General features: G+C 59.5%; 22 protein-coding genes. 12 read left to right on the forward strand and 10 right to left on the reverse strand.

The window, feature by feature from the left end; all coding sequences use genetic code 11:
* Positions 1–41: 41 nt before the first annotated feature.
* Positions 42–983, forward strand: a complete 942-nt coding sequence (locus ACQUQU_RS03780) for a diguanylate cyclase domain-containing protein (RefSeq protein WP_430461922.1) — start codon at positions 42–44, stop codon at positions 981–983.
* Here ACQUQU_RS03780 and ACQUQU_RS03785 read toward each other — a convergent pair.
* The 3 genes from ACQUQU_RS03785 to ACQUQU_RS03795 all read right to left on the reverse strand — a co-directional run bounded on the left by ACQUQU_RS03785 (position 977) and on the right by ACQUQU_RS03795 (position 2,743).
* Positions 977–1,315 carry a hypothetical protein gene (locus ACQUQU_RS03785; protein WP_430461923.1) on the reverse strand — a complete coding sequence of 113 codons (339 nt, stop codon included), beginning with the start codon at positions 1,313–1,315 and terminating at the stop codon, positions 977–979. The two genes, ACQUQU_RS03780 and ACQUQU_RS03785, sit on opposite strands and share 7 nt — an antisense overlap.
* An 85-nt stretch (positions 1,316–1,400) precedes the next feature.
* The gene (locus tag ACQUQU_RS03790; RefSeq protein WP_430461924.1) at positions 1,401–1,880 is read right to left on the reverse strand and encodes a DUF4442 domain-containing protein; all 480 of its coding nucleotides are present in this window, start codon (positions 1,878–1,880) and stop codon (positions 1,401–1,403) included.
* A gap of 92 nt (positions 1,881–1,972) precedes the next feature.
* Positions 1,973–2,743, reverse strand: coding sequence for a GNAT family N-acetyltransferase (locus tag ACQUQU_RS03795; RefSeq protein ID WP_430461925.1), 771 nt, complete (start codon positions 2,741–2,743; stop codon positions 1,973–1,975).
* A 122-nt stretch (positions 2,744–2,865) separates the two neighbouring features.
* Here ACQUQU_RS03795 and ACQUQU_RS03800 point away from each other — a divergent pair, with 122 nt between their 5' ends.
* Complete coding sequence (locus tag ACQUQU_RS03800; RefSeq protein ID WP_430461926.1) at positions 2,866–3,465, forward strand: hypothetical protein; 600 nt, start codon at positions 2,866–2,868, stop codon at positions 3,463–3,465.
* Positions 3,466–3,493: 28 nt separating this feature from the next.
* Here ACQUQU_RS03800 and ACQUQU_RS03805 read toward each other — a convergent pair whose 3' ends face one another.
* Both ACQUQU_RS03805 and hemN read right to left on the reverse strand, forming a co-directional pair.
* Positions 3,494–4,006: a TlpA family protein disulfide reductase gene (locus ACQUQU_RS03805; RefSeq protein WP_430461927.1), complete on the reverse strand. Its 513-nt coding sequence runs from the start codon at positions 4,004–4,006 to the stop codon at positions 3,494–3,496.
* Positions 3,996–5,375, reverse strand: coding sequence for an oxygen-independent coproporphyrinogen III oxidase (gene hemN / locus ACQUQU_RS03810; protein WP_430461928.1), 1,380 nt, complete (start codon positions 5,373–5,375; stop codon positions 3,996–3,998). The genes ACQUQU_RS03805 and hemN overlap by 11 nt, the downstream gene beginning before the upstream one ends.
* A 288-nt stretch (positions 5,376–5,663) precedes the next feature.
* Between hemN and ACQUQU_RS03815 the strand changes: the two genes are divergently transcribed.
* Positions 5,664–6,326 (forward strand): TetR/AcrR family transcriptional regulator, encoded by a 663-nt coding sequence (locus ACQUQU_RS03815; RefSeq protein ID WP_430461929.1) that lies wholly within the window; start codon positions 5,664–5,666, stop codon positions 6,324–6,326.
* A 57-nt stretch (positions 6,327–6,383) separates the two neighbouring features.
* Here the strand turns inward: ACQUQU_RS03815 and ACQUQU_RS03820 are convergent, their stop codons facing one another.
* Both ACQUQU_RS03820 and ACQUQU_RS03825 read right to left on the reverse strand, forming a co-directional pair.
* Entirely contained in the window at positions 6,384–6,695 is a 312-nt protein-coding gene (locus ACQUQU_RS03820) for an EscU/YscU/HrcU family type III secretion system export apparatus switch protein (RefSeq protein WP_430461930.1), read from the reverse strand.
* Positions 6,696–6,704: 9 nt separating this feature from the next.
* Positions 6,705–8,810: a flagellar hook-length control protein FliK gene (locus ACQUQU_RS03825; RefSeq protein WP_430461931.1), complete on the reverse strand. Its 2,106-nt coding sequence runs from the start codon at positions 8,808–8,810 to the stop codon at positions 6,705–6,707.
* 97 nt (positions 8,811–8,907) lie between these two features.
* On the opposite strand from ACQUQU_RS03825, the gene ccmA reads away from it, so the two are divergent.
* From ccmA to ccmI, 9 genes are read left to right on the forward strand one after another with little or no spacing between them, the layout of a single operon-like run.
* Positions 8,908–9,567 (forward strand): cytochrome c biogenesis heme-transporting ATPase CcmA, encoded by a 660-nt coding sequence (gene ccmA / locus ACQUQU_RS03830; protein WP_430461932.1) that lies wholly within the window; start codon positions 8,908–8,910, stop codon positions 9,565–9,567.
* The gene (gene ccmB, locus ACQUQU_RS03835) at positions 9,564–10,232 is read left to right on the forward strand and encodes a heme exporter protein CcmB (protein WP_430461933.1); all 669 of its coding nucleotides are present in this window, start codon (positions 9,564–9,566) and stop codon (positions 10,230–10,232) included. Before ccmA ends, ccmB begins: the two co-directional genes overlap by 4 nt.
* Before the next feature lie 12 nt (positions 10,233–10,244).
* Complete coding sequence (locus ACQUQU_RS03840) at positions 10,245–10,991, forward strand: heme ABC transporter permease (RefSeq protein ID WP_430461934.1); 747 nt, start codon at positions 10,245–10,247, stop codon at positions 10,989–10,991.
* Positions 10,991–11,179 (forward strand): heme exporter protein CcmD, encoded by a 189-nt coding sequence (ccmD, locus tag ACQUQU_RS03845; RefSeq protein WP_430461935.1) that lies wholly within the window; start codon positions 10,991–10,993, stop codon positions 11,177–11,179. Before ACQUQU_RS03840 ends, ccmD begins: the two co-directional genes overlap by 1 nt.
* Positions 11,163–11,624, forward strand: coding sequence for a cytochrome c maturation protein CcmE (gene ccmE, locus ACQUQU_RS03850; RefSeq protein WP_430461936.1), 462 nt, complete (start codon positions 11,163–11,165; stop codon positions 11,622–11,624). The genes ccmD and ccmE overlap by 17 nt, the downstream gene beginning before the upstream one ends.
* A gap of 19 nt (positions 11,625–11,643) precedes the next feature.
* Positions 11,644–13,593 (forward strand): heme lyase CcmF/NrfE family subunit, encoded by a 1,950-nt coding sequence (locus ACQUQU_RS03855; protein WP_430463010.1) that lies wholly within the window; start codon positions 11,644–11,646, stop codon positions 13,591–13,593.
* Positions 13,590–14,105, forward strand: a complete 516-nt coding sequence (locus ACQUQU_RS03860) for a DsbE family thiol:disulfide interchange protein (protein WP_430461937.1) — start codon at positions 13,590–13,592, stop codon at positions 14,103–14,105. The genes ACQUQU_RS03855 and ACQUQU_RS03860 overlap by 4 nt, the downstream gene beginning before the upstream one ends.
* Positions 14,102–14,566: a cytochrome c-type biogenesis protein gene (locus ACQUQU_RS03865; protein ID WP_430461938.1), complete on the forward strand. Its 465-nt coding sequence runs from the start codon at positions 14,102–14,104 to the stop codon at positions 14,564–14,566. Before ACQUQU_RS03860 ends, ACQUQU_RS03865 begins: the two co-directional genes overlap by 4 nt.
* Positions 14,563–15,798: a c-type cytochrome biogenesis protein CcmI gene (gene ccmI, locus ACQUQU_RS03870; protein ID WP_430461939.1), complete on the forward strand. Its 1,236-nt coding sequence runs from the start codon at positions 14,563–14,565 to the stop codon at positions 15,796–15,798. Before ACQUQU_RS03865 ends, ccmI begins: the two co-directional genes overlap by 4 nt.
* An 82-nt stretch (positions 15,799–15,880) precedes the next feature.
* Here the strand turns inward: ccmI and ACQUQU_RS03875 are convergent, their stop codons facing one another.
* The 3 genes from ACQUQU_RS03875 to ACQUQU_RS03885 all read right to left on the reverse strand — a co-directional run bounded on the left by ACQUQU_RS03875 (position 15,881) and on the right by ACQUQU_RS03885 (position 23,975).
* Positions 15,881–16,870 (reverse strand): hypothetical protein, encoded by a 990-nt coding sequence (locus ACQUQU_RS03875; protein WP_430461940.1) that lies wholly within the window; start codon positions 16,868–16,870, stop codon positions 15,881–15,883.
* Positions 16,871–16,978: 108 nt separating this feature from the next.
* Positions 16,979–18,001, reverse strand: a complete 1,023-nt coding sequence (locus ACQUQU_RS03880) for a DUF2804 domain-containing protein (RefSeq protein ID WP_430461941.1) — start codon at positions 17,999–18,001, stop codon at positions 16,979–16,981.
* Positions 18,002–18,119: 118 nt separating this feature from the next.
* Positions 18,120–23,975: an OmpA family protein gene (locus ACQUQU_RS03885; protein ID WP_430461942.1), complete on the reverse strand. Its 5,856-nt coding sequence runs from the start codon at positions 23,973–23,975 to the stop codon at positions 18,120–18,122.
* Between the last annotated feature and the right edge of the window lie 2 nt (positions 23,976–23,977).

Below are 23,977 nucleotides of genomic sequence, written 5' to 3' on the forward strand. Positions count from 1 at the left end.
GGGTATTTCTGCCCTGCTGAACCCCGGACGGAGACCGCTGCATGGCTGTGAAGCCCCTGATTCTGATTGCTGACACCACGCTCGCTGTGCAGGCGCAGCTGGGGGATTTGCTTTCCGGGGATCTTTGTCTGGTCAGTGTCTTGTCTGACGCGCAGCTGCGCGACTGGATGGCGACGCCGCTGACGCAGGAACCGCATCTGCTGATTCTGGATGCCTCACTGCCAACGGAAGGGCTGGAAGCCTTCTGTCAAAGCTGGCGCAGTGCGCCTGCCACCCGCAATACCGACATCATTGTCATGGGCCCGGCCGATGACGACTCTGAATTTGCCGCGCTGATGGCCGGCGCCGCCGATTACCTGCGTAAACCCCTGAATCCTCTGTTGTGCCTGGCGCGGGTCAAAGCCTTTATGCGCCAGCGCGAACTGCGCGATCAGCTGGAAGCGATTTCCCTTACCGACAGTCTCACCGGCCTCGCCAACCGCCGCTATCTGGACGATTTTCTGCAGTCCGAGTGGCGTCAGGCGCAACGGGTGGGGGGCAACATCGGCATGATCATGGTCGATATCGACCACTTTAAGTCCTACAACGATTTTTACGGCCACCCGCAGGGCGACCGTTGTCTGGCGCAGGTGGCGCACGTGCTCAAATCGTCGGTGCAACGGCCGCGCGATCTGGTGGCCCGTTACGGCGGCGAAGAATTTGCCATCATTCTGCCCAATGTGCAGAAAAGCGGTCTGAACGTGGTGGCGGAGCGCATACGCGCAGCCCTGAAGGTGCAGGCCATTCCCCACAGCGCCTCGCAGGTGTCATCGCACGTGACGCTGAGTATGGGACTTGCCTGGTGTGAACCTCATGCCGGGGAAAATCCGACGCTGCTGGTCGAGGCCGCTGATGAAGCGCTCTACAGCGCCAAAGGGCAGGGCCGTGACCGTATGAGTGATACCGTGGATCTGGCGTTTGTGCGCCAGCTCCTGACTCACTGATGGCCGGCGGCCAGATGGGCGGTCAGCTTGTTGAGCTGAGCGTTCAGACGGGCGGTGGTGCGGTGGCGGCGGGGCCGTCCTGCTTCAACACGCAGATAATCACTCACAACCTGCAGTAATGCCGCCTGACTGGTGGTGATCACTTCGTACTCATAGTGGTGATCCTGCACGCTGATCTTCAGCAGCTCCATGTATTCCGCGTTCAGCAGCTGCATCAGGTTAAACACCCGGTCTTTATCGTCGCAGTGACTGGCTTCCCAGTAGGCGTCTTCCAGCGTTTGTATCAGATCCCAGACCAGTTCGGCGGCCTGGGCGATGGTCATTGCGCTCATGGTGTGTCTTCTGCCCCGTGAATATCTTCATGTAAGGCTAGCAGACTTCAGCCGGATTACCGGCTGAACAGGCCGACGCAGCCCGTCAGGTACGGGCGGGTTTACGGCGGATGTAGAGCGTCTTGGTGGCGCGCGCGACCAGCTCACCCTGTTCGTCGGTGATCAGCACTTCGTAGGTGGGCAGGTACTTCTCACCCCGGGCGGTCTGAGCGCGGATATCTGCCAGCATGGCGTCGGTCACCAGAAATTGTGCCTTCACCACGCCCTTGCCGGGTTTGATGAAGTCGATGGTCGCACTGGCGTCCCAGACGATGTAGTCACGGCCCAGCGTGTTCATTAAGAGCAGCATGTAGAAGGGGTCAATCATGGAGAACAGGCTGCCGCCGAAGTGAGTACCCACGTAATTGCGGTTGTACCATTTCAGGCGCATTTCCACCTGAGCTTCGCGGAAGTCTTTGGCCAGATAACGCACGCGCACGCCGGCGCCCAGATACGGACCGTAAATATTCAGAATGCGGCGCAGACCAGACGCGGAGGTCAGCCAGTTGATGATGGATCGGATCATGACTATCTCTGGAGTCGGTGACAGAAAGCCGGGCAGTCTAACAGGCCGGTGCCAGAGAAAAAGTCCCCGGCACAGGGCCGGGGCGGGAGAGATCAGTCTTCGGCGCGGGCGAAGTGGCGCAGGTAGCGCTGATTGATGTCGTCGCGGGCCAGCAGAATCAGGGCATCAGCCACGTTGAATTCTTTGTCCAGACACGGTTCGCCGCACACCTTCACACCAATGCGCAGATAGGCTTTCAGCAGGGCAGGCACCAGAGCTTTGCCGTCCAGTGACACTTCAATGCCCGGCATACGCACTTTAGGTTCGGCGCGCATGTCGTCGGCGGTGAAATGTTTGTCGCGCAGGTGATTGATGATGGCCACGGTACGGGCGTAACCGTCGCTCAGCGGAATGCTGGCGCAGCCCATCAGGTAATCGATGTTATTGGCCGACATAAACTGTGCCATGGCGGACCACAGCAGGCCGATCACAGCACCGGAACGGAAATCCGGATCGACGCAGGTGCGGCCGATTTCCATGTAGCGTTTGCCCGGACGAACGATGTTGCTCAGGTCGAATTCGGTGGCCGAGTAGAAACCACCGGCCTGCTCGGCCAGTTCGTTGGTCAGAATGCGCGAGTAACCCACTACCTGATCGTTCAGCACGTCTTTCACAATCAGGTGCATGCACAGGTCATCGAAGCGGTCGTAGTCCAGACCCTCGGCGGCGGTCGGCAGCTGGGCGCCCATGCCTTCAGCGAACACACGGTAGCGCAGTTGCATGGCCTGACGGATTTCAGCCGGGTCGTCGGTGATGCGCGCAACCAGGGGAGACTCAACGGGTTCAACCTGATGGCGTGCCAGAGTAGCGGTAGCTTGCAACATGATGAGGTCTGCCTCTTCTTCAGTTGGCGCGACTCTACTCAGTGGCTATGACAGTTACGTGACATGCGCCGACTCAGGCCCGTTCCGTTCACTCGGCTATGCTGTAGGGGACAGGAGGGATTATGAGAATTCTATTAATGGCGTTTTTGCTGGTGTTTATGCCGGCCAAAGCGGCGCAGCCGGCACTGGGTAAAAACGAGGCGGCCACCCTGATTGATCAGGGCCTGGCGGCAGAGCCGCTGATCTGGCTGCCGTTTCCCTTGCCGTATACGGTTGATCAGACCGATAAAAACAAAGACGGTCTGCTACTCGACGCACTGTTCCGTCACGGTTTAATTGAGCGTGAAAAAGACATGCGCATGGTGGAGGTGACCGAGGCGGGCTTTACCCGGCGTAAAGTGCAGTTGCGCTGGGTGTACAACTATTCACAGGAACGCCGCGAACAAGGCACGCCGGAAGGCTTTTATTACGGCAAAGGCAAACTGAAGAAAGTGGTGGAGCTGTCGGCGCCGTACCTGATCGGCGATTACTACTACGCCGAAGCCTATGTGCAGTGGTACGTAACCGATATTCAGGACTGGATTGCCGACCCGGCGTTCCGCAGCGCGCGCACACTCAGACGCACGCTGGAGTCCTATGAGAAACCCTTCGAGAAACGCCTGTACCTGCAGTTTGACGGCGGCAGCTGGGCGCTGTGGAAAGGTGAACCCGGCATGCTCTGAGGCTGCCGGTTTTGCTTCATCGTCAACGTCAGAACTGAGTGCGCAGCCACAGACCCGGTGGCGTACTCAGGCCCTGATCGGCATGTTCAATCAGCCCGTCGCGGCTTACCACGTAATAACTCGGATAGCCCTTGATCTGCCAGTCGCGTGCGCTGTCTGCCGTGCCCATTAATACCGTTCCGCGATACCCGGTACTTTGGACAAACGCCGCGACTTCAGTCTGAGTTTCCCAGTCCAGCGCAATGGCGACTACCTGCACCGTCGGATCCTGCGGCAACAGATTCAGTCCCGGCATGCTGATGCGGCAGACACCGCACCAGGGGGCGAAAAAATAGACCAGTGTGCGTTCTGTCTGCGGGGCCGGAGCCCAGTTCAGGGAATACGTGTTGCCGGCCAGATCCGGCAGGCTGACCGCAGGGGCGGTAACGCCCGATGCCAGCATATGGCGGCTGAGCCACAGACTTGCGCCGGTCAGCAGCAGGACAAACACCAGCAGTTCGCTCAGCCGCCGTAACCAGCGGCGCAGGGGCTCAGATGGCACGTGAGAACCGCTGCTGCTCGTGTTTCTGCAGGTAAGTGTCGAACGCCATGCAGGCATTGCGCACCAACAGGCGGCCTTTGTCGGTGATACGGATGCCGTTGTCGTCGATCTGCAGCAGGCCATCCGCTGCCATTGGCGCCAGCTCGTTCAGATCGGCTGCCAGATGCTCGCGGCTGTTGATGTCGTGACGGGCGTCGAGAGCATCAAAGTCACAGTGCAGGTGGCACAGCAGGCTGGTGATGATGTCGCGGCGCAGCTTGTCTTCAGCATCCACAGTCAGGGATTTCATGGTGGGCATCTGGCCTTTATCCAGCGCCGCCTGCCAGCTTTCTATGGTGACCTGATTCTGCAGGTAGTAATCCCCGATCTGGCTGATGGAAGACACCCCAAAGCCAATCAGATCGCAGTCGCCATGGGTGGTGTAGCCCTGGAAGTTGCGGTGCAGTTTGCCTTCGGCCTGGGCGCGCGCCAGTTCGTCGTCCGGTTTGGCGAAGTGATCCATGCCCACGTAGTGGTAATTGGCCGCCGACAGCTTGGTGATACAGTGGCCAATAATCGCCAGCTTTTCATCGGCGCCGGGTAAGTCTTCAGCGTTGATGCGGCGCTGTGGCTTAAAGCGCTCCGGCAGGTGGGCGTAGTTAAACACCGACAGGCGGTCCGGGCTGATTTCAATAATGGTATCCAGCGTGCGGTCGAAGCTTTCCAGCGTCTGGTGTGGCAGGCCGTAAATCAGGTCCATATTGATGGAGTGGAAGCCCAGAGCGCGGGCTTCGCTCATTACAGAGCGGATCATCTCTTCAGACTGAATGCGGTTCACCGCTTCCTGCACTTTTTCATCCAGATCCTGTACGCCGAAGCTGATGCGGTTAAAACCCAGGCCGCGCAGAATTTTCAGTGTGTCCGGGCGCAGTTCGCGCGGGTCGATTTCGATCGAGAAGTCGGCATCGTCGCGGGTAGAAAAACGGAACTGGGCTTTCAGAAAGTTCACCAGATCAATCAGCTGATCGTCGCTTAGGAAGGTCGGTGTACCACCGCCCAGATGCAACTGCTCAACCACCGCATCCTCGTTCAGCAGGGCGCGCTTCATGCTGATTTCACGCTTCAGTTCCTGCAGATAAGGCGCTGCACGGTCTGTGTTTTTGGTCACGATTTTGTTGCAGCCGCAGTAGTAGCAGACGTGGCGGCAGAAGGGCACGTGGATATACAGCGACAAGGGCGTGGCCGGGTTACGGGCGGCAAAGGCGGCGCGTTCATCCTGATCATCAGCCACCGTGCGGAATTCCACCGCCGTCGGATACGAGGTGTAGCGTGGGCCCGGACGGTTGTAGCGCTGAATCAGCAAAGGGTCCCAGTGAAGATGTTCAGTCATAAAGCCTTGCCTGCGGATGAGTCGTTATAGGCGGGCATTGTAGCGACGGACGCCGGCCGGGCTCTTGCGCCATATCAAGTCCCGAACTGGCACAATACGTGCAATTCCTTAGACTTAGCGCGGGATTGAGTGACGGTATTCCGTCGGAGTCTCAAGTTTTTTACTGAAAGGTCGTTAAGAGTCTTGATTTTGACGGAAATCAGACGTTTGATTGAGCCCGCAAGGTTTTTATAAACAAAAAAACTGTATTTGTGGGGATAAGTACAAATACAGCACCGGGGAAGAAAAATGCCAAAGAAGCCCTTTACGGCGGAAGAAATCGCCGCACAGCGCGAAAGGATTATGGACAGTGCGTCGCGGGTTATGGCCGATGTCGGATTTCACCACCTGTCGATGCGCAAGCTGGCCTCCCAGCTGGGCATGACCGCCAGCAATATTTATAACTACTTCCCCGATAAAGAATCCCTGTTTATTCATACCCGTCGCCGCGGTTTTGATCTGGCCTTTGCTGACATCAACGAGCAGATGAGCAGTGCGACCAATCCGACCCGTGCGCTGCACAAATTTGCCCGCTCCCTGATCGCCTTCGCCCAGCGTTACGCCGGTTACTACCAGCTGATGTTCCAGCCGCCACTGCTGAGTCTGGATGAAAGCGAAGCGGTGGATCAGGATGTGCAGCTGCAGGTTGAGCGTCTGGTCGACGAGTGGCAGCAGCATTTGCTGTCGCTTCTTAAAGACGCCGTGCCTGTGCTGGCCGAGCGCCCGGAAGCGGTGCAGAAGCAGGTCGCGCTGTTTTTTGTCGCCTCCGTTCATGGCCTGATTGATACCTACCGTCATCGCGCGCTGCCACTGCTGCTGGCGGGGGTTGATCTGATTCCGGACGACGTGGTGCAGGAACATCTGAGCTGGTTGCTGACGGCGCTGGAGCGTCAGGCCGAGCAACTCGCCTGAGCCTTGATGCTAAGACATAAAAAAACCGGTCACTGACCGGTTTTTTTAAGTCTGTCGTTACGTCCGTCCGGGTGCGTTTGGTTGCCCTGCGCTGTCCGGCGTCCGTCCTTCCAGCGCATACACAAAGGCCAGAATTTCGGCGATCACCTGATACAGCTGCTCTGGGATTTCTTCGCCGATGTCGAGCTGGCTGAGCCAGCGCGTCAGTGATGCGTTTTCATACACAGGCACCTGATGCTCAAGCGCCAGCCGGATGATGGCCTGAGCCAGATCGTCTTCTCCACGGGCGCTGACCACAGGCGCCGACAGGCCGTCGTAGCTGAGGGCAATGGCTTCGGTGGCGTCGAACAGAGATTGCGGAATGCTCATCGGAAGTCCTCAGCTGTGAGTGTCGATCAGCCGCTGGCGGATCTGGTTGCGGGTACTTTCCGGCAGCTGGCCGTGGCGGGCGCGCAGTTCACTGACGTCAACGCCCAGAGTGACCAGCGTCTGGCGCAGCGGCGTCAGCGAATGGTTCAGCAACGTCAGCGTAGAGGGCTGCTCGGACCAGAAGGTTGCCGACAGCCGCGGCAGGGATAAATCCAGCTCAACGTCCATCGGCCCCAGTTGCGTCAGATCAAAATGCAGCCGCAGGTGCCATGACACTGGCTTGCGTTTGCTCTCATCACCGTTCTGACCGTCGCGTTTCAGTTCCAGACGGACTTCTTTCAGCTGGTCCTGATCGCGGTAAAACAGCGGTACGCTGACCGGCTGATCCGGCCCCTGCTGCAGGCGGTTGATCTGTTCGGTTTCTACCCGCGCCAGCGCAGTTTGCAGCAGGCGCAGGGCCTCTGGCGCGTCGTTCTGGCTGAACGACAGTGGCAGTTCGCGCAGAGGCGGCTGGTCGGCCGGGCGCAGGCTGTTGAGCAGGCTCAGCAAGGCGCGGCTGAGCACGGCTTTGTGATCCTGATGCATCAGGTGCGCAACCCCCTGTTGCAGCACGGACAGCCTGACCTGAGTGCTGGTGGCCTCGTCGGCTTCAGCCTCTGCTGGCGTACTGGCTACCGTGGTGCTGGTGCTGCTGTCGGAGGCGAGCCGGGCTTCAAGGCGCTCACGGACTGCTTTCATGGCCTGTTGCAGACTGGCCGGTTGTCGTTCAGACACCGGATTCCGTTCGTTGCCGGCGGCCGGCTTACTGTCGCCCTCCCCTTGTGTCAGTTCCGCTGCTTTGGCCCAGACGCTGTTGAACAGGGTCTGCAGCCCGGAGCGTGGGGCGCTTTCGGGTGCTGCGGGCTGACTCAGCTGATGGCGGATCTGATCGGCCAGCGCGTACAGCTTGTGTTCGTAACTGAGCCCACTGTTGCTGAGGCCGCTGGCCACCCCTTGTCTGGTGGCCAGTGAGCCGGCAGAAGGCAGCTGCTGCAGCCAGTCCGCCAAAATCTGCTTCACCTGTGCCGGCAGTGTCCCGTTTGTGTTGTGAAGCGTTTTGCCTGCGACGGTGGCAGACGCGGTTTCTGCGTTCGCGCCCGATGTCTGCAGCGTCTTGATCAACGCGGTTTTGGCGTCGGCGACAGACGCTCCGGCAGCCTTTACCTCCGTCATCGGCGCGGCGTTTCCGGCAGCGGGATTGGTCTGGCTGCTGCCGGCGGCGCTGCCAGCGGAAGCGGTGTTTGCTGCAGCTGCGGTCAGGGTGAGCAGCGACTGCAGAGCCGATAAGGCTGTGGCTGGGGTTGAGCCGGAGGACAGGCCTGCGCCACCTTGCAATCCGCTCAGCGGAGCAGGGCGCTGATACAGGGCATCGGGCAGTGCATTGGTTTGCTTGCTCACGCTGAGCAAGGGCAGACGGGACGCCAGCAGCTGGATAATCGCCTGCTGACGGGCAATATCCGCCGGGCTGGCGCCAGGCATTGCCGCGCTCTGAACGAGTGTCGGTGCGAGATTGCCAGCTGTGCTGGTGACTGGCGTCGTAGCATGTTGCGCGGTTGCGGCTGATTTCTGCAGGCCATCGGCGGACGCCCCCGGTGGCAGCTGCACCCGGGTGACGGTGACCTGCGGTTTGCCCTGCTGAACCCTGACCAGCAGGTCGACCTCGCTGCCTTCCGGCAGGGGCATCTGGCTGGTGACGGTAAAGGATTTTCCGTCCACGCTCAGCGTCAGTTTCTGGCCCTGATTCTGGGGTTGGCCCTGATGTTGGTTCAGACTCTGTCCGTCATTTTTTTTGTCGGCGGCAGATGCTTCTGTTGTCGCCGGGGCCGGCAAAGGTTCGCTGCGCGTTACCCGGGCGGTCAGTCGGCTGGGTTGTGCGGCGTCGTCCGGCGAGGCCTGTGAAGCAGAAGCTGCCGTTGGCGGCGTCTGCGCATCCGGTGTTCTGCCTGCAGGCGCATCGGTCGCTTTGGTCGCAGGCGCGTCGCTGGCGTTGACCGCCGGCGGGTTAGTCGCGGGTCTGGCCAGATGCGCGGGAATCAGGGGAAATGAGTCGGGTAGCATAAATTTGATATCGGCCAAGGTTTACCCATCTTTACCCATGTTAGTTGGCGGGTCGCCGTGCTGGTAGACGGTTTTTGTATATAATGCGGCGGTTTTTTTTATGTAAAGGTTTTCCATGGCAGACGCCAGCGGTAGCGCCCGTTTTCACCTCGAAGCCCGTCAGCTCTTCTGTGAGCGTGACGACCGCGTGCTGTTTGAAGCACTCGACCTTGAGGTGCGTAACGGCGATCTGCTGCAACTGGCGGGACCGAACGGTGCCGGTAAAACCACGCTGCTGCGTCTGCTGGCCGGCCTCAACCGCGACTACGACGGCGAGGTGTTCTGGAACGGCAACGATCTGTACGACGATTTCACGGCCTACGCCAGTCAGCGCCTGTATCAGGGCCATCTCGCCGCCGTTAAAAAAGCCTTAACGCCGCTCGAAAACCTGCGCTGGCTGGTGAGCAGCTGGAACGTCAGCGACGATGCGCTTTGGACCGCGCTGGATGAAGTGCATCTGGCCGGTTTTGAAGAAACCCCGTGTCAGCAATTGTCCGCCGGGCAGCAACGCCGAGTGGCGCTGGCGCGCCTGTGCATCGCACCCACCCCGCTGTGGATTCTCGATGAACCCTTCACCGCACTGGATAAATCCGGTGTGGCCTGGCTTGAGCGCCGCATTCAGCAAAAAGTAGACGCCGGTGGTGCCGTGATCATCACCAGTCACCACGCGCTGGAAGGCATTGCCCAGCTGAAACGGCTGGATCTGGGCCGTCTGGCCATGGAGCGTCGCTCATGAGTCTGGTCACCGCTACCATCAAACGCGATCTGTTACTGGCGGCGCGCAATCCCGGCGAATGGCTGAACCCCTTGATGTTTTTTCTGATGGTGGCCGCCTTGTTCCCGCTGGCGGTGGACCCGGACCCGAAATTCCTGAGCAAAATCGCCGGTGGCGTGATCTGGGTGGCGGCCTTGCTGGCCACGCTGTTGTCGCTGGATGCCTTGTACAAAGCCGACGTTGAAGATGGCTCGCTCGAACAATGGCTGGCGTCGGGTGAATCCCTGTACGCCATGTCGCTGGGGAAGGCGCTGGTGCACTGGTGCATCAGTGGCCTGCCGCTGACGCTGATGTCGCCGGTGCTCGGGCTTATGTTGTCCTTGCCGGATGAGGCCTACGGTGCGTTACTGCTGAGCCTGCTGATCGGCACGCCGGTGCTCAGTCTGCTGGGTGCGGTGGGCGCGGCGCTGACCGCGGGCGTGCGCAGCGGTGGTCTGCTGCTGAGCCTGCTGATTCTGCCTTTGTATATTCCCGTGCTTATTTTTGCCGCCAGCGCTGTGTATCACGCCGGTATTGGTATGGATTTTAATGGTCAGATCGGCTTTCTCGGGGCGCTGCTGGCGCTGGCCGCCTGTCTGACGCCGTTTGCCTCGAGCGCGGCTTTAAAACTGAATTTATCACGCTGATTGGTATTGCTTATGTGGCAGTGGCTGAAACAACTGTACCATCGCCTGGGTTCGCCCAAGTGGTTCTATGACATCACCGGTAAATGGATTCCGTGGCTGACCCTGCTGTCGGTTGTGGGGGCTGTGGTTGGCCTGGTGCTCGGTCTGGCCTATGCGCCGGCGGATTACCTGCAGGGCAACAGCTTCCGCATTATGTACGTGCATGTGCCGGCGGCCATTGTCGCCCAGAGTGCCTACATGATGATGGCCGTGGCCGGTGCTGTGTTTCTGGTGTGGAAAATGAAAATGGCGGCCTGGGTGGCCAAGGCACTGGCGCCCATCGGTGCCAGCTTCTGTCTGATTGCTCTGTTCACCGGGGCGATATGGGGCAAGCCGACCTGGGGCACCTGGTGGGTGTGGGATGCGCGTCTGACCTCCATGTTGCTGTTGCTGTTTCTGTATTTCGGTGTGATCGCCATTCAGCAGGCGATGGATTCCGAAGAAAGCGGTTTTAAAGCGGCGGCCATTCTGGCTCTGGTGGGTGTGGTGAACATTCCCATCATCAAATACTCGGTGGAGTGGTGGAACACCCTGCATCAGCCGGCGACCCTGAAACTCACGGAAAAGCCGAGCATGCATCCGGATATGCTGATTCCGCTGCTGATCATGATCGTTACTACCTACCTGTTTTTTGCGTTGCTGGTCATCCTGCGTACGCGCAATGAAATCCTCTGGCACGAGCGCAAGCGCGGCTGGGTGAAAGAGATTCTGGAGCCGTAATGGAATTCAACAGCGTCAGCGAATTTCTGGCCATGGGCAATCATGGTTTCTACATCTGGTTGTCCTACGGCCTGACCGCCGTGGTGGTGGCCTGGAACGTGTTGCAGCCTCTGCTGCAACGTCGTCGTTTACTGAAAGAGCAGGCCCAGCGTCTGCGTCGGGAGAAGAAGCATGAACCCCAAGCGTAAAAAGCGTCTGATGCTGATCCTGTTCCTGGTGGCAGGTGTCGGTACAGCAGTTGGTCTGCTGGCGTATTCCCTCAGTCAGAACATCAACCTGTTCATGACCCCGACCCAGATCGCCAATGGTGAAGTGCCGGTGGGACGCACCATACGCGCCGGTGGTCTGGTGGTGGTCGGCAGTGTCGAACGCTCAACCGAAGCGCTGGGCGCCACCTTCAAGGTCACCGACGGTGCCGCGGAAGTGACCATCCGCTACGACGGTATTCTGCCGGACCTGTTCCGCGAAGGTCAGGGCATTGTGGCCATGGGGCAGTTACAGGCTGACGGCGTGTTCCTGGCGTCAGAAGTGCTGGCCAAACACGATGAAAATTACATGCCGCCGGAAGTGAAGCATGCCCTTGAGCAGGCGCACAAAGACGGCAAAGAAGCGCTGGAACAGGCGAGGGAATAACATGACTGAATGGTTTGGCATGGTGCCGGAATTCGGCCAGCTGGCACTGATTTTTGCCTTGCTGGTTGCGGCCCTGCAGGTGGTTGTTCCTCTGGTGGGGGTGCGCAGCGGCCAGAACTGGCTGATGGCGTATGCCCGTCCGCTGGCCAGCGCGCAGGCGCTGTTTCTGGTGCTGAGTCTGCTGGTGCTGGCTTACTGCTTTGTGGTCGACGATTTCTCGGTGGCGTACGTTGCCAAGAACTCCAACACCGCGCTGCCAACGCCGTACAAGATCAGTGCAGTGTGGGGGGCGCACGAAGGTTCCCTGCTGCTGTGGGTGACCCTGCTCGGCCTGTGGGGGCTGGCGGTCAGCCTGTTCAGCCGCAGCCTGCCGCTGGACATGGTGGCGCGCGTGCTGTCGATCATGGGCCTGGTGGCCTTCGGTTTTATTCTGTTTACCCTGGAAACCTCCAACCCGTTCGAGCGTAATCTGCCGTCGGTGCCGGGTGAAGGCGCGGACCTGAATCCTCTGCTGCAGGATTTCGGTCTGATCGTACATCCGCCGACGCTGTACATGGGTTACGTTGGCCTGTCGGTGGCTTTCTCGTTTGCCCTGGCGGCGCTGATGAGCGGTCGTCTGGATGCGGCCTGGGCGCGCTGGTCCCGTCCGTGGACTACCGCTGCCTGGATCTTCCTGACGCTGGGCATTGCCCTCGGCAGCTGGTGGGCTTACTACGAGCTGGGCTGGGGCGGCTGGTGGTTCTGGGACCCGGTGGAAAACGCCTCGCTGATGCCGTGGCTGGTGGCCACCGCGCTTTTGCACTCACTGGCGGTGACCGAGAAACGCGGTCTGTTCAAGAGCTGGACCGTATTACTTGCCATCTTCGCTTTCTCGCTGAGTCTGCTGGGTACCTTCCTCGTCCGTTCCGGTGTGCTGACCTCGGTTCACGCCTTTGCCTCCGACCCGGAGCGCGGTGTGTTTATTCTGGCGCTGCTCGGCCTGTGTGTGGGCGGCTCACTGCTGCTGTACGCGCTGAAAGCGCCGACCGTGTCGTCCATTGGCCGTTACGAGTGGGTGTCGCGTGAGAGCTTTCTGCTGGTCAACAACCTGCTGTTGCTGGTGGCGGCGTTCGCCATTCTGCTCGGTACCCTGTACCCGCTGATCATCGATTTTATGGGGCTGGGTAAAATTTCGGTCGGTGCTTCCTGGTTTAACACCATGTTTGTGCCTTTGAGCGTGCTGCTCGGCCTGCTGATAGCCCCCGGTTCCATGGCGCGCTGGAAAGCCGACGAGCTGAGCCGTCTGGGCAAAGCCACACTGGCGGCGGTGATTCTGTCGCTGATTCTGGCCTTCGCCATCCCTCTGCTGATGGCATCAGAAATGAACTGGAAAGTGGCGCTGGGCATGGCCGTGGCCTTCTGGCTGGTGATTGCGACCCTGTCGGATGTGTGGAGCAAAGCCCGTGGTCAGCTGAGCCGCATTCCGCGGCTGGGTCTGAGTTATCAGGGCATGGTGCTGGCGCATCTGGGCGTGGCCATCACCATCGTTGGCGTGACCATGGTGGCCAACTACAGCGAAGAAAAAGCGGCCCGTATGTCACCAGGTGACAGCGTTTCTCTGGGCGATTACCGCTTTGAGTTCGTCGACGCCGGTCATATTGAAGGCCCGAACTTTGTCTCCGACGCCACCCGTTTCCGGGTGTACGACGGCGAACGCGAAATTGCACTGCTGACGCCGGAAAAGCGCCGCTACAACGCCAGCGGTCAGGTGATGACCGAGGCCGCCATCGACGTTTCCCTGTTCCGCGATGTGTACGTGTCCATGGGTGAGCCGCTGAACGACGGCGCCTGGGGCATGCGTCTGCAGGTAAAACCTTACATGCGCTGGGTCTGGCTGGGCGCCATTTTCATGGCCATCGGTGGCCTGCTGGCGATGCTGGATAAACGTTACCGCGCCCGCAAAACGGCGCAGCAGGAGGTGGCGGCATGAACCGTGCGCTGTTGTTTATTCCGCTGGTGGTGTTCATCGGCATGGGCATCCTGTTCTGGGTCGGACTCGGTCAGGAAGACAAATCGGTACTGCCATCACCCTTAATCGGCAAGCCGTTTCCGCAGTTTATTCTGAACACGGTGGAGTCCGGTGAAAGCACCAACCAATTGCCGAACGAACCGATTCTGGTGAACGTGTGGGCGACCTGGTGTCCGACCTGCAAAGCCGAGCATGCTTTCCTCAATGAGCTGGCCAAAACCGGTGTGAAAATCGTCGGCATTAATTACAAAGACGATGATTTTAAAGCCCGTCAGTGGCTGGCGGCGTATGGCAATCCGTATCTGTTTAATATCGCCGACCCGGACGGCAAACTCGGTCTGGAACTGGGCGTGTACGGTGCGCCGGAAACCTTTCTGGTCGACAGCAAGGGCATTATCCGTGGCAAGCATGTGGGCGATCTGAATGCCCGTGTGTGGGAAAAACTGCAGCCTGAATTCGGTGCCATGCAATGAAATTACTCGCGATAGTAACCCTGTTGTGCGGGCTCAGCCTGCCGGCGGTGGCGGTGGTCGAAGGCTACAAATATCAGTTTGATAATCAGACCGATACCGAGCGCTTTAATCAGCTCACCAAAGACCTGCGCTGCCCTAAATGCCAGAACCAGGATCTGGCCGACTCCAGCGCGCCGGTGGCCAGTGATATGCGCGGCAAAATCTACGACATGATGATCGCCGGCAAATCCGACGATGAAATTGTCGGTTACATGGTCGACCGATACGGCGATTTCGTGCATTACACGCCGCCGGTGGGCGGTAAAACCTTTTTGCTCTGGTTCGGCCCGGTACTGGCCTTTGTCTTTGGTCTGCTGTTGCTGGCGCTGCTGCGCCGCGGCCAGAAGCAAGGACCGGCGCCTTTGTCGGATGAAGAAAAAGCCCGTTTGCAGGCACTGAAAAATAAGGCGGATATCGGATGATCGTGGCCCTGATAGTACTGAGCGTCATCCTGCTGGTGTTTCTGCTGGCGGCCCGTGGTCAGGCACCGGATGTGGTGGTTGATCAGAGTGAAGAGAACCGTCGTCTGTACCGCGAACGTTCCGATGAACTGGCCGTTGCCGATCTGGACGACGAACAAAAAGCCGCATTGCAGCTGGAACTCGACCGCGAATTTCTGGCCGCTGCCGATGCTTCACCGGCCACTGGTGTGCCGCATAATGTGCCGCGTAATGCACAGCCTGATGTGCGTCGCTGGCCTTTGCTGGCCGCCATGCTGGCCGTGGTATTAACCGGCACCGTGCTGCTGTATCAGTTCTGGGGCGCAGGTAATGAATTGCGCGCCACGGCGTTGCTGAATAAAGCCTCCGAAGCCGAGCTGACGGAGGGCGAGCGCACGGAATTACTCGAACGTCTGCAACAGGCATCGGCGCACAACAGCAAAAATGGCGAGTGGATTTATCTCTACGGCCGTCTGCTGACCATGAACGGCGACTTCGCCAAAGCGGCGGATGTGTTTGCCGATATTCTGGTGACCCTGCCTCAGGAAGCCCGTGAAGACCGCGCTGCCATTCTGACCATGCTGGCGCAGGCGCGCTTTTTTGCCGCCGGTCAGAAAGCCGATCCGGCCATTTACGCGTTGCTGCAGGAATCGCTGACGCTGCAACCGGGCGATCGTCAGACTCAGGGCCTGGCGGGCATGCTGGCGTTTGAACTGGGCAATTTCGCCGGCGCGGTTGAACACTGGAAAAACGTCTGGCTGAGCCTGCCGGATTCACCGGAAGCGCAGATGCTGGAACAGGGCATCCGCCGCGCCGCCGAGCGCATGACGGCGCAGGGCGACACGCCGGATCTGAGCTGGCTTGTGCGTGCACAACTGAAGGTACTGGTGGATCTGACGCCACAGGCGCGTGCGGCGGTTGCGCCATCGGATACCGTCTTTGTGCTGGCCCGCGCTGTTTCCGGCCCACCGATGCCACTGGCGGTGCAGAAGCTTACCGTCGCACAGCTGCCTCAGGTGGTCACCCTGAGCGATGCTCAGGCCATGGCGCCGGGGCTGAACCTGAGCAACCACGAGCAGGTCACGCTGATTGCGCGGGTGTCGAAATCCGGTCAGCCGTTGCCACAGGCAGGCGACTGGCAGATCGAGCAGACACCGGTCAGCAACCGCGAAGCGGGTGTGATTACCCTGACCATTTCGCAGTCGGTGCCATAAGCGGCCGGCGGTGAAGGGCAGACATAAAAAAACCGGGCAATGCCCGGTTTTTTTATGTCTGCATTTTTCAGGTAAGAACCGATCAGAAATTCCAGAACACAGAACCGGTCAACGCGTAGGCGTAGAAGGTATTGTCCGGCAGTTCAACGGTCTGGGTTGAACTCAGCTTTTCTTTAATGCCGTCGCGCCAGCTGCCGTTGGCTTCCAGCATCAGCAGGGCGCCGACTTCCGGACGGAACTGGTAGCCGATACCACCGACCAGATGCAGGTCCACGCCACCGCCGAAGCTGCGGGTCAGGGAGCGCTCACTGCTGGAGTTCAAAACGTTTTCATACAAGTTCAGACCCACGGTTGCACCGCCCATATAGCGCAGGCCCAGTGTTTGATTAACGAAGTAGCTGTCGTACTCAAAACCGCCGGTCAGACTGAACGAGCTCGCGTCTTCGAATACCACGTCCAGGGTATCTTCCGGATCGTAACGGGTCGCTGCGAAATACTCTTCTTCGGTGGTGATGGTGTTACCGGCAGAATCGACAAACGAACCATTGGTGATGCCGGTCTGAATCTGGGAATACAGAGACGGTGTCGCCTTAATGTACTCTTCAATGGAGTCGGCAAAGGCGTCGGTCTGACTGGTGCTGGCCCAGCCAAAGCGCGAGAACGCAATTTTCTGATAGTGAATACCCGCCAGCCAGTAGCCGCCATTGCCCATGTGATAGGCCATGTTCAGATCCAGCATCTGGAAGTTCATGGCCGCCACGTCTTCCTGTACCGGACCGGAAAACCCTTTGGCTTTCCATTCTTCGGTTTCTTCGTTGGCGATCAGGGTTGAGGCGGTTTTAATGAAAAAGCCAAAACGGTCGTCGATGGCGGTATAACCACCGGAACGCTGCACGAAGTTCAGGGCGGTAAATTCGGAATCCACTTTGTTGCCACCGAAATTGTCCAGATGCTCGCCGTAGCTCACGCTTTCCACGCCGGCGGAAAAGAAACTGTACGAAGTATTGGAAAATTCCGCCTGAGCGAGGGGAGTGGCCATCAGCAGAGCGAGGGCAATGCGGCTGCGGTTCATAGAAGCTTCCTGCGTTGAAGGTTGGTGGGGCGAACTATACAGAAAAGAGACATTTTCTGACTAGGGCGCATTGGGGCCACTCCGGCCCCGATACACTGAATTTACCGCTTACCAGCGGGCATAGTGATCTTCGGCAAGGCCCCAGGCACCTTCGAGCACAATGGTTTCATCCGGCAGGCGGATTTCGCCGTGATAGCGACCGAAATACTGGCTGAAATTCGAGGCAATAAACAGCGCGTTGGTCTTGTCCTGACGGCGTCCGCTCGGTTCGAAATGGACATTAATAATGCCGTCGGCGGAACGCATGGCCCAGGCGTGATCCGGGTGGTAACGGTCGAACTGAAAATCGACCATATCGATTTTAATCAGCTTATCGTCGAGCCACAGGGCATTTTCGCTGAAGCCGGTTTCGTTCACGCCGGCCGCCAGATTAAATCCCAGACGGCGGCCATCGCGCAGCTGGCACGACAGGCTGCCCCAATTCCAGAAGGTTTCACGGCGCATAAAACCGCCGGTCCAGTCGACCGCGGCCAGAGCATTCAGCGCCTGCAGATCAAATTCACGGTCTTTCCAGCGCACGCTGCCGTTGCACACGCGGGCCGCGCTTTTCTGCGTGAATACCCAGCCCTGATACCCGGCGCGGGTGCAGATGGCCAGCGGCTGATACGAGGTGCTTTCGTCGATGGTGGCGTCAATGTGTACGCCTTTGCTCAGGTTCACCATAACGCGGCGCACGCCCGGCGTGGTGCTGGCGCGGATGACAAATTCATTGGCGCCTTTGCGGAATTCCGCCGTGCCGTCGGCCGGTCTTGGTTCGATGTGAGTACCTGCGGCCAGAGGCTGCAGAAAACTGAATTCTTCGAAGTCGCCGTTTTCCGGATCGTACAGATACAGAAAGGCATTGCTCACCAGTTTTAAATCGACAATCGCCAGCCCGACGATCAGTTCGTCGCAGATAAAACTGACGAACTGAAACTGATTAAAGCCGAAGCGTTTGGCCAGCTGACTGCGTTTGCGGTCGAGGGGAGAGCGGAGGTCGAAATCGAGGTAATTCAGTTCGCGTACGCCCTCGGGAAAAATTCCGTAGGTCGGTTGCCCCTGAGCGTTGATCAGCTGGTCACGCGCAGCCATAGCCAGTCCTTGTAATGGGGAAGTTCATACTTCCTGATGAATTGTAAGAATGTCGGACTATTGTCAGGCGAAAGTGCGGGGACGTCCAGTCAGGACATCCCGCCGGTTGGTTGGGCGATCAGCGGAAGGCGGCGCGCAGGGTGGCCAGGGTTTCCTGGTCGGCTTTGAAGCGCATTTTCAGGTACACGCCTTTGGCGGTGAAGTTGGCCGCCGAGAAGTCGGTGTCGATAAAGCCGGTGAAGTTGTAACCCAGTCCCAGCCACACGTTGGTCTGCGGAATCCAGCCCACAGAAACGCCGGTGCCGTGTTCGGTCTGGCCGGCTTCGTAGCTGTGCAGGCGACGGCCGTGGGCACCGATGTCCCAGCGGTCGTTCAGGTGGTGACGCCATTCAGCGGCCATAAAGTCTGTGGTCGAGGCGTAATTGTCGCTGTCGTACTGATCCAGCACACGTTTGATACCGTACTGCGCGGCCAGCTGGTTGGCCGGGGTAAACAGCCAGTTACCGTGCAGGTTATTGATCAGCTTACGGGTGCGCTCCGGCAGTTCACCGTCGGTGCCTTCGGCCTGCTGTACCCAGCGCGCCTGCCACAGCAGGGCAACCGGATGCTTACGCGGGCGCAGGGCCAGATCGAAGGTGGTGTCGAGTTCGTTGCTGTAACCCGTGCTGTTGTCTTCGGTGAAATAATCGACGCTGCCGCCCATGGCCAGCGCATCGGTCAGCGGGTGGTACAGCGAGGTGCGCGCTACCCATTTGTCGGTTTCATCACCTTCACGACGCTCCAGACGGTTGTTCCACTGCCACAGCGGCGTGCGGAACGCGGAACCTGCGTACATTGCGTAGTAATCTTCGGTGGTGTCGCTGGTTTCGCCCGGGTTGTTGGCGTCCAGATTCTGCGCCTGATCGAAACCGAAGCTCAGGCTCCAGGCGTCGGTCAGGCTGATGTCCTGATTCAGGCCGGATACCGCGTACAGACGGTAGGCGTCGTCCTGTTCTACCTGCTCAACACTCTGCTGCACCTGCGCGCCGGTCCACGGAGTGGCACGGGCACCCAGAGTCGAACGCTCCGGTGCGGTGGAGGAGAAACCGGTTTCGTGTTCGGCGTACAGGCTGATGGCGTCGGTCAGGCGGTATTCGGCACCCAGCGCCATCAGATCGTCGTCTTCACTGCGGGCGGTGACGTTGCTCTGACCTTTTACGCTCAGGGCCAGACGGCTGTTGAGCACGCGGGTGGTGTAACCGGCGGTCACCTGATCGCTGATCAGCACGTCATCGGCACTTTCTTCCTGCGCACTGACCAGGCCCAGAGACACCTGATTCTGGCCGTCCAGTTTGCGTACCCATTCGGTCGACGCCTGATAGCTGTCGTAGCCGGTGCTCAGCTGGTAGTGGTGGAAGCCTTCCAGATTCAGGGCGTCTTTGTCGCTCAGATACAGGCTGGCTTCAGCGCCTTCCTTACGGTAATCGTTTTCGCTGGTCGGGCTTTGTTCGAAACCGAAGTTCTCATCCTGACTGCGGATGTAGGCCGTCGCTTCCAGTGCCTGGGTGCGGTGGGTGACTTCCAGCAGGTGAGCATTGGCACCGTCGGCCACGCCGGCGGTTACGGTTTCGCTCTGCGCGACTTCGGCTTTGATGCGGGTGTCGCCCAGCGTCACGTTCAGGTCAGCACCGTGCAGGTGCTGGTCTTCACCGCTCTGGTTCTGGGTGATGCTGGTCACGCCGGCTTTGATGCTGTCTTTCAGCAGTTTCACGCCCACGCGGCCACCGCTGACATAACCGAGTTTGCCGCCTTCCACTTCGTATTCCGCAACGATGTAGCGCGGGTTGAAGTTCTCGTCGGTGGCGGAAATCGGGCTCTTGAAGTAAACCGTGCCGTCGTCGTAGTCGATGACGTAGTCGGTGTCGCGGGTCAGGGTTTCGGACGACACAATCACTTCGCTGCGGTAGCGGTCGCGCACTTCGAGGGTGATGGTTTCGCTGTTGAGAACAATGTTCTTCTGGCTGAAGCGGTACAGACCCGAGGTGCCATCGCCCTGAATGTCGTCACGCACGGTGCCGGTGTCAGACTGAGCCACGAAGCCGGATGCCTCGATCATTTCGCCCTGATACTGGGTCTGCGCACCGGTCATCTTACGGTTGTACTGCGACAGGGTGCTGCTGTTGAGGCCGGTGTTGATGTCACCGAAGACGGCGAAGAAACGTTCGCGCTCCAGACGCACATAGAGTTTGCGTGCCGAGCTGGCGTCCAGCTGCTGGTTCGAGGCATCGCCGTACAGGGTGTAGTAGCGATCCGGTTCAATCAGGCTGGCAAAGGCGTCAGCCTCTGGTTTGCCGGAGTCGTAGGCGGCGGTAATCAGCCAGTCGCCGGTAACCTGACCCTGAGTGAAGAACGCCATGCGGCCGTCGTGGTAGATGTTGTCATCGATACCATCGGCGCGGCGGCCGGCGCTGTCGCCGGAGGCTGAGTTGTAGCCCACCGAGAAGTCACCCAGACCAACCAGAATCCAGTCGCGTTTGGCCGGTTTCAGCCAGGCGCTGACCACGTCTTCCTGACCGTTCTGATGCTTGAACGTCAGACGGGCTTCACCGGCCTGTGTGGTCGGCGCCAGATTGATCAGGGCGATACCGTCGTTACCCACGCGGTACTGAATCTTCTGATTGCTGCCCAGCGGGTTGCCTTCCACCTGCTGGTTGAAATCGAACAGTTCGTAAGGCGCCGCGACGTCGACGTCACCGGTCACGTTGTAGCGGATCGGGAAGCCGTCTTTATCGGTCAGGCGCACGGCAATGATGGCCGGGTTGATACCGTCGGCTACGGCGCGGGTTTTGTCAGCCACCAGAACCGCTTTGGCCGGCACCTGCGCAAACTGCACGTTACGCTCGAATTCTTCGACGATGTCGCCGTCTTTGTTGATCACATACACGCTGAAGCGGTTCGGGCCCGGCTCCAGGTCGACACCGCGCCAGATGCTGACCGCGCGGTCACGCTTGTTGCTGCTTTCGGTGCCGTCGAAGTTCAGCGGGCTGACCGGCTTGTCGTTCAGCAACAGACGGATGCGTTCGTCTTTGGCGTGGGAAATGGCAATTTTGGTCGAGGCAATGGCCGGGCTGCGGTCGACCGGAGGCCACAACCACTGGGCTTCGTCAGCGGCGGTGTTGAACCAGTTCTCGTCGAACACCGGCATTTCCGGGGCGTTGTAGTCTTCCACAGCACCGGCGGCAGTGGCTGGCAGACTGTTGATGAAACCTTCGACGGCGGCCTGCACGGCCACCTGTTCGATGCCACTGGTGGCCGTTGCAATCTGCACATCCGGCTCACCGTTCAGCACTTTCACTTCGACGCGGCGGTTCTGGGCGCGGCCAACGGCGCTGCCGTTGCTGGCCACCGGCTGGCTGGAGCCTTTACCGGCAGACAGAATCTGTTGTGGCGCCACACCGAGCTGGTCCGCCAGATAGGCCGCTACCGACGCCGCGCGCGCTTCCGACAGCGCCTGGTTGTCGGCGAAAATGTGTTTGTTGCGCTTGGCGATTGGCGTGCTGTCGGTGTGACCGATCACTTCCACTTTCAGGTTGCGCAGGCCCTGCAGACGCTCGATCACGTTGCGCAGGTTCACCTTGTCTTCTTCGGTCAGCTCCGCTGCGAAGTTGGCAAATTTCGGCGGATTGATCGGCTTCACCTGACCGTCGTCCGGTGGCAGCTGCAGGAAGGCCGAGCTGGCAGCCGGTTTCAGCTGACTGCGGTTCTTGCCGACCTGGAAGCGGGCAATCGCACGGGCGGTCAGTTCACCGGTTTTCGCCTTATCGGAAATCACCGCCGTGAACACCAGCTGATGGGTCCATTCTTTCGGCTTGTTGCCCAGCTTGTAGATCAGGGTGCCATAGGAAATCTGCGGATCAGGCCAAGGCTCGCCGTCCATTACCGAGCTGCCCGGCTCATAAATCACGCCTTCCGGCAGAGCAATCATCTGCAGCAGGTTGTTGATTTCAACACCTGTGCCTTTCAGGTTCAGGGTGTAGCGCAGCTTTTCCGGTACCGGTGAGTTGTACGGACGCTTGGCGCCTGCGGCCAGCGTCATCGGAATCAGTTCGTTGCTCAGCTGCTGGGTGATTTCACCTGTGTCCGGCTGTTTCATTTTCAGCGCGAAATCGACGCGCCAGAAGCTGCCGCCCTGAACGTCGACAAACTGGCTGAAGGCACGGCCGGCGTGGAAGCCGCGCTGGTCACATTCCATCACTTCCATGTACGGCGGGATGGTGCTGGTATCCAGCTGCACCACGTGGGTGCCCGGACGGACGTTCTCGATGTGCCATTCGCCGTTGGCGTCGGTCACCACATAGGTGCCGTCTTCCATAAACAGACGCACATTGGATACGGCTTCCGCATCGAGATTGCCGTTGCAGTCGTCCAGATACACACGGCCGAACAGACGGACGCGGTCTTTGAAGAATTCGTCGATCACTTTCACCGACGCCTGCGCGGTATTGGCGCTGATCTGGTCGTCCACCAGGCGGGCGGTGTTGATCAGGGTGTCCTGCGCCAGCGCGGTGACCTGGGTAACGTAGGTGATGCTCAGATCTTCGTCCGCTGCCAGATCCGGCAGGCTGAAGGTCAGGGTCTGACCGTTGCCGCTGATGGCCGGGTCGGCCACTTTTTCGTCGTTGATGCGCGCCGAGCCTTTGCGGTAACGCAGGCCGGCCGGCAGCTGGTCAACAATCTGGGCGTTGGTGACCACGCTCTCTTTGTTGCTCAGGCTGATGGTGTACTGAATAAAGTCGCCGACACCCACTTCGGTTTTGTTGGCGGTTTTGCTCAGCAGCACACCGGCTTCCAGATCGTCGGCCGGGATGTCGGTGAGCAGGATGTGCTGGTTCAGGGTGAAGGATTCGCCACGGGAAATACCGTTCACCACAAAGTCGCCGGTCAGTTCAGCCAGCTGGCTGTCATCGGCGCTGGACGGCACGCGGTACTGGGCCGGTGCTGAGAACTGCAGGCGGTAAGTACCGGCCGGCACATACGGGAAGCGGAAGCTGCCGGCCGGGAATACTTCATCGGCCACCGACAGAATGCTGACCGCAGAGCTGCTGCTCGTAGCCGGGCCGGTGGTTACGGTGGCGGATACCGGCGTCACACCATCGTCGTCGTAAACCGTGGCCGCTTCACCTGTGCTGGCGTCGATCAGGGTAATTTCAATGCCGTTGATCGGCTCGCCGGTATTGGCGTTGAACACGCGGCTGTACGGATCAAACACCGCGCTGGCTGCGCTGGCGTCGGTGGCGTCGTCGCTGTCTTCGTAGCTGACGGTGGCGGTCATGCCGGCTTTCAGCGACAGCGCACAGTTATAGGACACGGTAGACGTGGAGCTTGAAACGGTATCGATCACGCCGGCGAACACACCGGTGTCGATACCGGTTTCGCTCAGGCGCAGTTGTTCGGTGTCTGTATTGCTGCTGTTGCTGACGGTCACGACCACCTGATCAATGGTGGTGGCGCTGAGGTTCTGGTCGGCGTCGGTCAGCAGAACAAGCAAAGGTTCGCCTATTTTGAAACCGTATTCGGTATCGGCGGTGCTGAGCACACCCGGCAGCGTCAGGCTGTTGCCGAGAATGTCTGTCACACTGGAAATCGTTGTGTAATTGCCACTGCCATCGCCACATTCGGCGGCGGCCACCGACAGGCCGGAGGTACCGGAACCGGTCACGTGCTGCAGTGCAATTTCGGAAGGCGTAGGCGCCGGTGGGGTTGGATCAACCGGGCTCTCTTCGGTGGTAAAGCTCACAGAACTGGTTTTGGCGAACGTCATGCCGTTCTTGCCGAACGTTGCTGTGACAACGTTGGTGATGTCAGTACCGGCAGCGGTTGCTGCCAGTACCGACACAGGTGTGACCGCCGCAACCGCCAGCAGCAGGCAAGCGCAGGCCCAGGCAAAAAGCCCGTTCCTGAACATGCTGGCTGACTGGTGGCGGGAGGTCAGCATGG

The sequence above is a fragment of the Thalassolituus sp. LLYu03 genome (assembly GCF_050507655.1).
Classification (GTDB): domain Bacteria; phylum Pseudomonadota; class Gammaproteobacteria; order Pseudomonadales; family Oceanobacteraceae; genus Venatoribacter.